This window comes from Legionella nautarum (genome assembly GCF_001467895.1).
Classification (GTDB): domain Bacteria; phylum Pseudomonadota; class Gammaproteobacteria; order Legionellales; family Legionellaceae; genus Tatlockia; species Tatlockia nautarum.
Genome location: NZ_LNYO01000013.1, coordinates 1,045,877 through 1,059,513, shown reverse-complemented (window position 1 = coordinate 1,059,513; position 13,637 = coordinate 1,045,877). Strand labels below are relative to the sequence as shown.

Here is a 13,637-nt window from a genome sequence, read left to right as displayed (position 1 = left end):
GCTGAATGGAATAAACTTAATACAAATTCCTTAAATACTCATTTCGTGGGGTTACCTCAGCATGGGAGCAGGTTTGGCCTCACGTTTGATCTCAAACAATTCGATGTGGGAATTGATGTAATGCGGTAGTAATCTGTTTATAGAGCTCAGGCAGCCAACGGGGTTGAGCAAAGGTAGAGGTTGCAGGCTTCCCTTTACGTAAGTCATTCGGTGCAATAATGACTCTAACATGATTTAATCCAACTCGACGAGAGAGTAAGAAAAGTTGATCAATAGCCCGATCTCCAACTGCTAAGCAGCCAACAGATACCGATTTGCCATGGAGAAAGATATTATTACCCAGTCTTCTGCGACCATCTTTAATTGCTTGTAGGCGATCATAATTATTGGGATAGTTAATCATCATGGATAAATGCATGCTGCTAAAGGGATTGAAAGTTGTAAGTCGATAAATTCCTTCAGGGATTTGCCCATCTCTTTCTTTCAATTTTGGACCTAAGCGGCCGCTGAAGGCGGTTAGTGGATATGTATGTATAAAACGCCAGTTTTGATTTTCATTTTTAGCCCACAATTCGACATGTCTTTCTTTTTTGAATGCTAAAAGAGCAACTTCTCTGGGAGGGTAAGCGACATGCGCATTGGAAAAAAAGCGTATTAGCTCAGGTTCAGTCCGTAAACCATATTTTATAATTGCGTTATCAACCGCTTTATCCCAATTCAGCTTAGGAGCCATACTAAATGATGGGCTGAAAAGGAATAGCAATAGGGTTACATACAAACTACGCATAATCATGTTGGCAAAATAATTTCCTGTATGTTAACAAAAAATAAACAATGGGACAAATTATTGGCAAATACAACTTAACTTATTAATTACAATAAAAAAAACCTCTTAGCTTGTCAATTTGCAATGGTTACATTGCCTCCGAGTTTTCATGAAATTTTGCTTGAAGTTGAGTGGGTAATTGCTTTATTACAAAGCTAGGTGCAGTACTCAAAGGTCCTACTGAAGGCAATAAGCCATAATAATTAGGGCACATAAAACGTACGATGCTATCTGAGCCGATTTTATAAAAGACATACTTATAGCTGCAGTAGGGTTGTTTATTAAAGGTAGCTACTTGCAAGATCGGGGTGCCAGGAAGTCTGTTCTCAACAAAGCTAGCATTGATCCATAAATTGGTAATTAAAAGTGCGCCTCCAGTAATTAAACCGGCAGACAACAGGCCTGCTCCATAACGAAGGATTCGGCTGTGTATTTCATCCATGGAAGTTAATAATAGGCAGATAATTGAGGAAATCAATACAATCAAATTCAAAGAATAAATGGCCGCATGCTGGTAATTGAAGTAACTTCCTAAGATTTCACCCCCAGAAGCTCGATAATGCAGAATCAAGGCGATAAGACTAAGCCATAAGGCAACTAAGATATAATTTTTACGACCTAATTGTATGCCAAAAAAAAGGATTATGATTCCAAGAATAGGAAATAAAAAGTGAATTGATTCTAATAATTTGATCATCGAAATCCCTTTGAGAAGGATAATTGGATTAGTTTAACTCAGCGGGGTGAAGTTGTCTCGTAGGCTGAGGAGAAATCATATTAAATTTGTAAACATAAGCTTGGGCTGCAAGTAGTTGTGTGTAGTAGCCACCACGAGTTGCGTTTTTAAGAGGCGTTGAGTACTTTTCTTGGATTCTTTCCTGTGAAGATAGTTCGGTGAGAGAATCTGATTTACTTTGGCTGAGCATTGCTGCTTCTACAAGTTTTATTTGATCATCGATGACTTCTCTTAATGCCTCGATGTCATTTAATTCGCTGTGATTGATGGCAGCGATAAGGCTTTCAGTCCGTTCATTGTGTTTATGCCCAAGGGTGTTAAAACTAAGTAATCGGAATAAAGGATTAAGCAAATAGCGAACAATTCCTGTTTGCAAATAATGACCAAGAATGATGGTTAAATCTTTTTTCATTTTATCAATATCAATGACTTCCTGCTGTACAGAGTCTTGATAGAGTTGATGGTAAAGTTCGGTGTTATCCGCTGAAATAATGGAGAGTGCATGAGGTTTCCCTTCCCTTAATTCCATTTTGGCAAAGCCACCAGTTTTTCCTTTTTGATTCTCAGCCTGCTGATTCTGAATATTTAGCGCTGGAAATTGCTGTCCAATGAGATTAAAGAGTGGAGTTGTTCTTTCTTGGGTAGAGCCACCACCGGAATAGATAACATTGCCGTATTTGGGATGCTTATCAACATAGGCTAAAAAATGATCATGAGCAACTGCAGAAGTCCATCGTTTCAATTTTTTCATAATGCCAAGATCACAAAAAACTTTTTCTAAAACTTGATGATGATTTCCAATAAATGAAGATTTATCCGGTCTTTGGTATGAACCATAAAGATGGTTTTCATTCGTTGTTAAATTTCTTTTTCCTAGCGTTTCTCCAATAGCATGATGACTAACCAATAAGGTATTTTTAGCCTTAGAATTCTGAACTACCCATTTAAGCCATTGTCTCTGGGCTTTGTCAAAGTGAAGAGTGGTGGAGTCAATAACAATGATTTCTAAAAAAGGAACTTCTTCATCTGATTTTTTGCAGCTTATACGATAATAGGGGCTGCAATTAACATGGGCATTAATAATGTTTGCTGCATGATCGCGTCGTTTGAGTATTAGTTCTTGATTCCCATAGGCTGCCCCATGGCCAGGAAGGGGGGTAATTGCACCACATTCGTGATTACCAATTGCAGCAAAACTATGAGCCATGCCTAAGTTGGAGTAAGGGGTATAGTATTTTGCGATATCTGCAGATCGGGTATCTAGTTTAATAGAGGGATAAACGGTATCCCCTGTGAGTAATAATAAAGAGTTCCCATCCGGTTGAACTTTAGCAGCCATTGCTTTTGCGACTTGGGTTTGGCCCTCAGATCCATCTCCTGAACAACCTGTAATAAACAAATCAATGGATTCATCATCAGTTGTTAATTCAATGCAACGATCGATAACACCTTGTTTGATCTCATTTTCCGTCGTTTTTTTTGCAATAAACATAGAGTATTTTATGATCCAATATTGCGCAATTGTATCATATTAATTTCAATCTGTTAATATAAATGCTGAATTCTCATTCGCTGGTTCTTTGATTATTAATAGAACGGGCTCTACTTCTGCAGGTAGAGCTTGTTTCGATACACGAGTGGGTAGGTTGATACTGCGTAAGGAAAAAGTAGATAAAGCCGAAGTTACATAAACAATGGATTTTGGTTTATTTTGATTACTAAGCACATTTTGTGTGTATTTGATATTTCGTAAGGCACGTGGATGCACTGAACCAAGCCAAATTGGTTGACGGAAATGTTGTAGATGATAGTTTGAGCGCCAAATTCGTAAAATTTGGATTGGGTTTCCATCGCTAGGTTCGTAGGTCATCACGAGTACAGGTTTTCGATTCAAGTAAAGTTGTGCCATCAAGGGTAATTCAGGTCCAGACGGTTGACCACTAACACGGGTAATTATTGAATTAAAGAAGGAATCGTTTTGTTTTTGCCAACCATAGGTCGTTAGAGCAGCTTCGAGATCGTCAATCGATCCGGCATATTGAATATTAAATAAACTAATACGCTGACCGATACGGTTAGTGCGATAAATAGGTAAAAGTGGTTTATTTTGATTCCACCATAATTCATCGGTAAGAACATATTGGGCAAAACTGGGTTGATGGCTTCGCATAAAGCTATTGAAATTAAATAAACAGGACACTGCTGTGGCTAAAAACATTAAAAATAGAATCATCAGTGGAATATAATAATGATTGAGAATTCGAGGTTTATGACGTCGATAAAACAACCAGTGACCTAAGCTAATACTCAATCCAAGTAGATAAGCACCTAAACAATCGGTAAACCAGCTATCGCCAAAATAGAGAGAACTGAAACCAATAAGCAACAGGCTTGAGGTCAAGATGATAATTAATGCATGTTTATAGCGTTCTTTAGAATAAGCACTAAGGCATAAAATAAACGTAACAAATAGGGTGGTGGCTATACTAAGGTTGATGAGAGGGAAGGTACTATTCTTTCCATTGTCTGCCCACCCCATGCCGCTCAGGCTATGGATAAACATTAAAATGATTGTGCACCAAATGCCTAAGCTTAGCCAATAAAATAAGGTACGTGGATCCTGATAATAAATAGCTAATACGATAACTGAGAGCAATAAAGTAGCTAAAGTAATTGGATTAGCAATTTGCGCTATTATTATAAAAAATATATCAAATGAATGGGTTCGCAAACTTTGCAAAAATAAAAGAATAGGCTGATTAATCCCTGTAATGGAGCTTTCCTTAAATATCAGCACGGTCAGCAAGCAAAATAATAAAGCAGAGAGAATAAATAAAATAGCTAGGGCTGCGGTTGGGTAATGATTAGTTTCGTCTTTTGGGGTTAAGTATCGAGTTATTTTTCCTAGTGCGCGCTTGCGAAGTGTCCATAACCAGAATTGATGCAGATAATAATTAAGAAAACGATTTATCCGAATAAATAACCATCGTAAACCTACACTCAATAACCAAATACCAGCCAACAGGAATAAGATTAAGATAAATAAACGAGTCGCTTTTTCGGGTGATAATTCACTGCTGGCAGTACCAATTAATACACCAGGCAAAACATAGACCAATGACCAGCCAATTGCAGAGATAAGATTTGCGATGAAAAAACGCCAGCGGTTCATATGCATCATTCCTGCAATGACAGGAATAATAGAGCGTAAGGGACCAACAAAGCGGCCTATTGCGACACTTTTCCCGCCATGACGAGCAAAATATTCTTTGCCATACGCTAGCCAATTAGGATAGCGTCTGAATGGCCATATGCTTGTAAGGCGATCACTAAAATAATAACCTAATAAATAACTTGCACCATCACCCGCAACCGCTCCTAAGGCAGCAGCAATTAAAGTGGAATCAATACGCATTACTCCAGAACCGGCAAGAATGCCGATTGCGGTCATTGTGACTGAGCCGGGGACAATAGAGCCAATAATAGCTAAAGATTCTGCAAATGCGATAAAAAAAGTGATTAATAACGCCCATTGTGGATGGTTATATAGCCATAAAGTAAGGGGTTGAATGTAATCGGTAAATAAATGCATGGCTTATTGATTGAATCGAGAAATAAAGGCTTCAGTAAATAATTTACTGACATCGGCAATATTAGCTGTAGTAATATAATCACTGATTTGCGTCATTTCAAGTTTCGCAAATCCACAGGGATTAATACCGGCAAAAGGACTTAAATCCATTGCTACATTAAGAGCTATCCCATGATAGGTACAACCATTTTTTACACGTAGTCCAATAGATGCAATTTTTTTATCATCGACATAAACTCCTGGGGCACCACAACGTACCGCTCCTTTGATCTGATAGGTTTTTAAAACAGCTATTAATATTTGCTCTAGATAGCTCACTAAGGTTCGGATACCCAGATGATTTCTTCGGATATCCATTAAAACATAAGCGACTAATTGCCCTGGGCCATGATAAGTGACTTGACCGCCCCGATCAGATTGCACTACAGGAATAGCATGAGGATTCAGCACATGCTCTGCTTTACCAGCTTGTCCTTGAGTATAAACAGGAGGATGTTCTAACAGCCACAACTCATCGCAAGTACTCTCATTCCTTGAGGTAGTAAAATTCTTCATTTGTTCCCAAACAGTATGATAGGGCTGAATACCTAGATTGCGAATAGTAATCATTATAGTACCATCTTGATATCCGGATGTTTGGTTAATTCCTGATAGAGTGCATCCAGCGATTGTTGATCGTTGACAAAAACCGTAACTGTGATTGACAAATAATTGCCACGACCACTTTCTTGATAGACGATTGCTTCATCAGGCGTTTCAGAAAAATGTTTGTAGATGATTTCTTTAATTTCTACAGTAAATAAATCAGTTTTTTTACCGATTATTTTTATAGGAAAATGGCAAGGAAATTGTATTAAGGATTCGTTATTAGTCATAGAGTTTTTTAATCAGTTGTTGGTATTTTTCATTAAGTTGGCGCCAGTAGTGTCCGACCTGTCCATTGCCAATTAATTGTTCGTTAACGCGAATTATAGGATAGATTTCTTTTGACGCACTCGTGATCCACAATTCCTTAGCATTAAATAGTTCTTCTGTTGGAATATTGTCTTCGCTCAAGGGCCAAGATAGGCTTTTTATTAGTTCTATAATTACATCGCGAGTAACCCCTGGTAAACAAAAATGAGTCAAAGGAGGTGTACGAATGACATTACGTTGGTCAACCAAAAAGAGATTGGCAGCGACGCCTTCAGTTAAAAAACCATTTCGCGTTAAAATAGCTGTATCGGCGCCACTAGAAAGAGCATCATCATTCAATAATACATTGCCAATCAACGCGGTGGTTTTTATATCACAACGCTGCCAGCGGATATCCTCAAGAAGTTTAGCATGCAATCCCTGTTGTTTTTCTTCAAAGGTCGAAAAATGGTTATGCATGGTAAAGGCGATAACGGTCGGCGTTATTTGCGAGGAAATATCGTGTTTACGCAGCCCTTGATTACCACGAGTGACTTGCAAATAAATTTGCATATCACCTCCGCCATTCTGTGCAATCAGCTCTTCGAGAACAGATTGCCATTGGATATCGGGCTGAGTAATTCTGATAGACCCTAAACTATGCGCTAATCGCTTAAGATGCTTTTCAAGATAGAAAAGATGGCCATTGTATACTGGAATGACTTCATAAACAGAGTCAGCAAACAATAACCCTCGGTCAAAGACAGATATCTTTGCCTCAGAGGCGCTATAGTAATTTCCATTTATAAAAACAATATCGGCCATCTTACTCATCCATTAGCTAAACCAGCTGCTAAAAGTAAGGCGGACAGCGTCTTTCATACGAGTAAAAATACCGCCTTGATTGATATCGGCAAGTGCATAAATTGGGTAATTGCCAATAATATTGTTATCAAACTGAATGACTAATTCGCCCACTTTATCTCCTTTAGCAATAGGGGCTTGTAAATTTTTAGGGACTTTTGTATTGATGCTCAAGCGCTGATATTGACCGTTAGGAATGGTGACATATTGATTTTCACGCATTCCAATTGAAAGTTTATCTTCTCTGCCTTTGTAGATAGGTATTTCAGTAATGGTTTGACCGGCTTTATAGAGCTCATGGGTTTCAAAAAAGCGGAAACCATAGTTAATCAGACGTTCACTGTCATCGGCCCGAGCTGCTTCACTGGGCGAACCCATGACGACGGCTAATAAGCGCATATTATCGCGTTTAGCTGAGGAGACTAAGCAAAATCCTGCGTCGTTAGTATGTCCGGTTTTAACGCCATCGACTTGACTGTCTCGCCATAGTAGACGATTGCGATTGGGTTGACGTATTCCGTTATAGGTAAACCATTTTTGTTTATACCAATGATAGTATTGAGGGAAATTATTAATTAAAGCACGACCTAAAATAGCTAAATCTTTTGCTGTGGTGTGCAAATTAGCGTCAGGCAAACCAGTGCTATCGGTAAAATGACTATTAAGCATACCGAGTGTTTGTGCTTGTTGATTCATGATCTCAGCAAATCCTGCTTCACTACCACCTAAATGCTCGGCCATAGCAACACAAGCATCGTTACCAGAATCCACGATAATGCCTTTGAGCAGATCTTCAATAGCAACCTGTTGACCTTCTTTGACGAACATCCGCGAGCCACCAGTTTTCCATGCATCGCGACTGATATGTACGTTATCGGTTAAATGAATTTGACCATTGTTTAAGGCATTAGATATCACATATAGGGTCATCATTTTGGTTAAACTTGCCGGGGGTAATTTCTCGTCACTATTTTTCTCAGCAATAATTTTTCCACTGTTTACATCGATGAGGATATAAGACTTTGCATTAAGAGTGGGAGGTGAGGGGGTTATCAGTGGTTTATTAGAAATAGGTGCTGTAGGCGGAACGCTACCTGATAAACCTGCTGTCGGTAAGACACCTGCGGATGCATAAAAAATACTGGGCTGCAAAACTAGAGTTGCCAGTACAAACAAACGACTTAAAGAAGTTAACTTCATGGTTTCTATACTCATTATTACAAAATTGCCTCATCTTACCACAGCCTCAATCCTGCAACCAAATGACATTCATGCTAATTTTTCCATAAGTAATATCAAAGTACTTTATGCTTGTAAATTACTCACATATGAAGCAGTTCGTTGAGCAAAGTATTTTAATGTGATTAAGGTTTGTATATATTAAGGGAAAAATTGGTCAGAGTAGGATAATGCGTTTCTTTTATATCTTCTTATTTTTAAGTTTGTTAACAAGTTGTGCTCATGAACCTGCTGCGCCAGTTTCTTCAAAAGGACTAAATTCAAACGCCTATCCTTATCAAAATAAAACCTATTCCAATACGACCCAAAAGGATGGTGCCCCTACTGGGCCAATACCCGTATCTTTTAAAGAAATAAAGCCAAAAAATGAACCTTTCAGCCGTTATGGAAATCCTGGTTCTTATGAAATAGCAGGTAGAACCTATAAAGTGCTGCAAAATTCGAGCGGCTATAAGGTTCGTGGCATTGCTTCATGGTATGGTACAAAATTTCATAGCCAACGGACCTCTAGTGGCGATCAGTACGACATGTATGCGATGACTGCAGCCCATAAAACGTTACCTTTACCAACCTATGTTAAAGTAAAGAATTTAAAGAATGGACGCGAGGCGATTGTAAAAGTCAATGATCGCGGTCCTTTTCATAGTGGGAGAGTCATTGATTTATCTTATGCTGCAGCAGCAAAACTAGGTGTTTTTCCTACAGGGACAGCGCCAGTCGAGATAGAAGCACTTTCAACTGGAAAACGAGTCGCTCATTATTATGTTCAAGCTGGTGCATTTAGCTCTCAACAATTCGCTAACTTATTACAAAAAAAATTATCCAAACTAACGCCTTCACCAGTGACAATAGAAAAATACAGACAACGTTATATTGTTAAAGTAGGGCCATTCGCTAATAAAACCATGACTGATCAGTTGAAAAGAAGATTAGTTGCGAGTGGGGTTGAGGGTAGTTTTACTTTATTGCAGTGATTATTGTGTAGATTTATTTACAGTCACTGTCCAGCATAATCACTATGTACGCCATCAATAATCACTCGCGTACCTTTGGTGCCTCCGCCAGGTAAATCAACGAACTCTTCGTTTAACCACCTAGCATCTTCGGTAAACATTCGGATACATCCATGGCTTGCCCGATATCCGGGGACTTCTTCACTACCATGAAGTGCGTAACCTCGGAAAAAATGCATGCAAAATGGCATTTCTGCACCGCCATTATTACCATCAGCTCGTCTAGGGAAGGCTGTAGAAATACAGTCAATATCTTGTTTACGAATAATGCGATATGAGCCGGTTGGAGTAGAGCAGCCGCCAATCACGCCTTTGCAGTGATCAGCACCAGAGGAAATAGGGCCCCACCATAATAATTCGCCATCTTCATCATAAGCACCCCAAGCGAGTTTCTCTTGACTGATATAAATTGTTTTTTCACCATCTGATTCAATATAACGAGGGAATGGGGAGACATCATAGATGGTTATTCGGTCGATATTTTTTGGCACGGCGATAATCATTCCTGCACGTAATCTCACATTCATGCGATTGACGCGCCTGACTATATCCTTAGTTTCGCTATCAGGAAATAGGTTAGACCAAGTATCTCCGTTTTTTATTCTGAGACAGTAATAATCAGGGTTATTACACAAGGTTTCGCCAAATCTCGTATGAGACCAAGTTATTGTAGTGAATAAGACCATCATTAATGTTGTTATATAAATCACCAACTGCTTCATGCTGTCCCCAATCTAGCATTCTATATGTCTATTAACGGCACAATAAATAAAAACTTTATGCTTTAAATGCGCTGAGTTATCTTCCTGAATTTGTTGGCATCCCTGCTTTGCCAGAATGACAACTAAATCCAATTCAGAAAGCTTTTTGATTGAATTAAGAGGGAATTATTACCCGTACTATAGTGTGGCAATAATTGATTTTAGTGCTTTTTAGAAAGCAATTCTTAGCTAAACAAGGCTTAACCACGAAGGTTAAGCCGGCTTTCTTAGGGTCTAAATGGAGCGCGTTGTAGAAGTAGGGATTGGACTTGGATTTGGTGAACCACTCTCCTTTAATTCTGTAGCAGAATTGAAAAAGGTTGAAGGGTAACCTTGTATTCCTATCGAAGAACTATCAGTAGGCTGAGCTTTTTCTTTCTCTATCGAATCAACTGCTTCATCCGCAGGCTTTTTTTCAGATTGCAAAAGTCCAAGACTAAAGTTTACTATCGGAGCTAGTGATTCTTTGGGAGTAAGTTTCTTTAATTCAGCAACTATAGCGCTATGTCCCAGTATCTCAGCAATATCAATGGGCAATAATCTGATTTCCGAGTCAGGGTCTCCTGCTAGGCTCCTTTCATTAAGTTTATTAAAAGCTCTTAGTTCAATTTCCTTATTATCTTTATAATGTGAAGTAATATTTGAAAAAAAGAGCTCAGCCGAAAATCTTGCGGGAATCATAGCCTGCTGTGGGTTATGTTGAATTAAAAATTTTACAATATCTAAAAATCCCTTATTGGCGGCAACGTACATTAACGTTGCCCCATTCTCCATGCGTAGATCCAGATTTTCCCCCCAACGCTGATATGCTTCCAAGACCTTTAAATTGGATTTTGCGACAGCAAAATGAATAGGGGCGTTACCTGCAGCGTTTGGAGTATCCAGTGGTATTTTCCATTGGTGGTATAATTCTAAAGCCTTTAGGTCACAGTTATCAGCAGCTATATGTACTATCGTTGAGCCATCTTGGAATGGGGTATCTAATTTTAGACCTAAGCTGTGAAATAATTCTAAAACTTCGTGTTGCTTTTTTGTAGCGGCCGCATAAATAGGAGGATCTCCGTCATTATTGGGTACGTACATATTCAAACCCCATTTATGGAATAACTTTAACAGGCTAAGATTGCCATGAAAAGCTGCAACATGAATTGGACTCGCAACAGATTGCCCCGGCTTATCTAACTGCAGCTTCCATTTCCTAAATAACGTTAAAATTTCAACCCGCCCTATCTCAGCAGCAATATTTGCAGGAGTCTGTCCCAATATACCAGCCTCAAAATCTACTCCCAAGCTTTTAATTAACTCGATTTGTTTAATCTTTCCATATTTTGCGAGCCAATAAGCTGGCGTTCTGTTATGTGCATCGGCTTTATTTAAGTCGGCTCCCATTGCATGGAGTTCACGCAGATGATTACAATAACCTCCTAATATATCGATTTGTACAGGTGAGCAACTCTCCTCTTGCATATAGCGATATAATCCAGCAGCGTTTATCTGCTCATTCTTGACGTCTTCGAAGCCCTCGAAAGCGTTTACAATTGTATAATCTTCCATGTCGCGGCCGTTAAAAAATTCCTTAACCATGCTAGTTTCCTTCTTAATTTTTTCCATGTCTTTTTTGATAACAGCCATTTTTAAGAAGGATTTGTAGGCATTTTTATGAGCGTCACTCTTTTTCTGATCTATACATTTTAATAGTTCACTAAAGGGTATGTTTAATAAGGTATGGAAGTTATTTGCAGCAAGGCTCAAAAGCGTCTTGATTTTATCCTCTTTAATCAATTGCTCGAGGAGAACAAAAGAATCGGTTTCCGTTTGATATTTTTTTAATAATAGGTCAGCGACATTGGCTTTACGCAAAGTGAGTGCGAATAGCTTCTCGTTAAACTTGGTATGCAATTTAATGGCATACGCCTCTTCTAGAGACTTCGCAGAAGGTTGAGCCGTTATGGTTTGTACCTGGCGAGGCGGTTCTTCTTTTCTTGTTGCTGTACTGTTTCTATTCGCTTTTCCTTTCTTTCTTCTTGAGCTTATAGAGGTCTTCCCAGTGTTTCCCTCTCTAGTTGCTGCAAGGTTCATGTTGCCCTTTCCAGCCCTTCTTTTTGGTTTTGCAGGCCCTGCAGGTTTATTGGTTTTGGAATCCGGTTGTGGTTGCGGCAGTATAGCCTGTTCAATGGCTGCCGCTACATTTAGATTCCCTGCTGCTTTTTGTTTGGCTGCTTCTTTTTGCCAATCCTTTAGGTTGGCTTGTTGTAATCCTTCCATTGAGGGCAGGCCCTCATCGGCAATAGGACGTAATTTTTTGAGTAAGATTTCGTTTTCTTCTGTAGGTTCTTCACAGCAGATTAAAGCCTTCATACAACGACTAAACCCAATGTAGATATTGTTTAAAGGGTTAGTGTAGCGGTCATCCCGTTGCCCTGATTTGGGTTGATGAATAAACTGCTTCTCCTCACCCACTTCATCGAGCCGCTGTTGCGCTTCTTTAAAGAGAGCCGGAAAGAGTCGAAAAGTGACTATAAAATCATAACCTCGACCTTTAATTTCCTCAGGGGTTAAAATAAGCTGGGTATTAAAATATTTCTTTGCTTCCTCTTTCTGGCTCTCTAAAGTGACCACCGCAAAATTAGTGCCCAAGGGCAGCTCACGCATCCAGGTGCATTTAGCCAGCATCTCCATATCCAACAAGTGAACATGGCCTTGAGTTTCCTCCGCATAGAGGGTTTTTTCTATTTTAGTGGGCTCATAGGAATCACCAGTCCCTCCTACTAGGCGATGTTTTAACGCAATGACTTCATTGACTGCCGCTTGGATTTTGGGGGGGCAGCGATGCATCACGTCAAGTTCAAGATGATTTTCTTCAGAAATCTTAAGCCTATGCAATAAAAAAGCGCGAATCGAACGGTCATCGAAGAGCTGTTGGTGGCTATCTAAATAATAAATAATCGCCCGTTTCTTGGCGGCGAGGCTTAAAGAGACCAGTTGTCCCGGGGAAAAATCTTGCGACTCATCTACGACGATTAAATCATAGTAATCTTTCAGGGCTAAAGGACTAAATTCGGGGGCAAATAGTTTCTTATCAGTCAAATGGTCAAGATAGGCGTCATAGACTGTATTAACCCAGGCGCGCTCCTGTCGGGTGAGCTGTGATTGTTTCTTTCCTAACCCTAAATAGTCTTCCGGTGAATAGCCTGAGCGAATGCGGCATTCTTGATACAGTGTTTGGCTATCAAGTTCAGGGGGAGGGGCTTCCCCTTTAGTGCGTGCCGCTTTTTTAGCATTCTTAATCCAGACTTTTTCATACCAGTCAGCAAAAGTTTCGATTCCAACAGGCTGGTAGCCTGCTTGTTCAAGCGGCTCTAATAACTGCCGATAGGTTTTAAACTCAACCTCAAACTCTTCTTTTTCACCCGCTATGGGTAACTTTTCCCAGGCTTCTTCCATCTCCTTAACTAAGTACTCTGACTGGGTCACGTATAACAGTTTGCGAGTTTTTTTGTCTTTTTTATCATTTTCGTCTAATTTTTCCTGCTCCCCATCATCCTGCTTATTTTGCTGCAGAGCCGTGATATAGGCAGTTAATAGCGCAAAGGCTGAACAACTTTTACCTGAGCCGGCAATGCCGCCAATCACAGAGGGGCCCGATAATTTAAGCTTCAATGCTTGCTGTTGAGACAGAGTTAGTTCAATCAGTTCATTTTGATAAAACTCT

At 39.4% G+C, this 13,637-nt stretch carries 11 protein-coding genes; 1 reads left to right on the top strand and 10 read right to left on the bottom strand.

The annotated features are described in order from the left end of the window. Window positions 1-91: 91 nt before the first annotated feature. The 8 genes from Lnau_RS08095 to Lnau_RS08060 all read right to left on the bottom strand — a co-directional run bounded on the left by Lnau_RS08095 (window position 92) and on the right by Lnau_RS08060 (window position 8,112). Window positions 92-787 (bottom strand): L,D-transpeptidase family protein, encoded by a 696-nt coding sequence (locus tag Lnau_RS08095; protein WP_242601688.1) that lies wholly within the window; start codon window positions 785-787, stop codon window positions 92-94. Window positions 788-914: 127 nt separating this feature from the next. Then, on the bottom strand, window positions 915-1,523 hold the full coding sequence (locus Lnau_RS08090) for a hypothetical protein (RefSeq protein ID WP_058504611.1): 609 nt from the start codon (window positions 1,521-1,523) through the stop codon (window positions 915-917). Window positions 1,524-1,551: 28 nt separating this feature from the next. Beyond that, window positions 1,552-3,054, bottom strand: coding sequence for a hypothetical protein (locus Lnau_RS08085; protein WP_058504610.1), 1,503 nt, complete (start codon window positions 3,052-3,054; stop codon window positions 1,552-1,554). Window positions 3,055-3,099: 45 nt separating this feature from the next. Beyond that, complete coding sequence (locus Lnau_RS08080; protein ID WP_058504609.1) at window positions 3,100-5,154, bottom strand: VTT domain-containing protein; 2,055 nt, start codon at window positions 5,152-5,154, stop codon at window positions 3,100-3,102. Window positions 5,155-5,157: 3 nt separating this feature from the next. After that, window positions 5,158-5,760, bottom strand: coding sequence for a lipoyl(octanoyl) transferase LipB (gene lipB / locus Lnau_RS08075; RefSeq protein ID WP_058504855.1), 603 nt, complete (start codon window positions 5,758-5,760; stop codon window positions 5,158-5,160). Window positions 5,761-5,762: 2 nt separating this feature from the next. After that, the gene (locus tag Lnau_RS08070) at window positions 5,763-6,029 is read right to left on the bottom strand and encodes an HP0495 family protein (protein ID WP_058504608.1); all 267 of its coding nucleotides are present in this window, start codon (window positions 6,027-6,029) and stop codon (window positions 5,763-5,765) included. Next, on the bottom strand, window positions 6,022-6,873 hold the full coding sequence (locus Lnau_RS08065) for a D-amino acid aminotransferase (protein WP_058504607.1): 852 nt from the start codon (window positions 6,871-6,873) through the stop codon (window positions 6,022-6,024). Before Lnau_RS08065 ends, Lnau_RS08070 begins: the two co-directional genes overlap by 8 nt. A gap of 12 nt (window positions 6,874-6,885) precedes the next feature. Next, a complete protein-coding gene (locus Lnau_RS08060) occupies window positions 6,886-8,112 on the bottom strand; it encodes a D-alanyl-D-alanine carboxypeptidase family protein (RefSeq protein WP_083503790.1) in 1,227 nt (408 codons plus the stop codon). A gap of 209 nt (window positions 8,113-8,321) precedes the next feature. Between Lnau_RS08060 and Lnau_RS08055 the strand changes: the two genes are divergently transcribed. Beyond that, window positions 8,322-9,125, top strand: a complete 804-nt coding sequence (locus tag Lnau_RS08055; RefSeq protein ID WP_058504605.1) for a septal ring lytic transglycosylase RlpA family protein — start codon at window positions 8,322-8,324, stop codon at window positions 9,123-9,125. Window positions 9,126-9,148: 23 nt separating this feature from the next. Here Lnau_RS08055 and Lnau_RS08050 read toward each other — a convergent pair whose 3' ends face one another. Then, a complete protein-coding gene (locus Lnau_RS08050) occupies window positions 9,149-9,853 on the bottom strand; it encodes a L,D-transpeptidase (protein ID WP_238585953.1) in 705 nt (234 codons plus the stop codon). Window positions 9,854-10,159: 306 nt separating this feature from the next. After that, window positions 10,160-13,637: ankyrin repeat domain-containing protein (locus tag Lnau_RS08045; RefSeq protein WP_162263183.1), on the bottom strand; the 3,478-nt coding region annotated here is incomplete at its 5' end.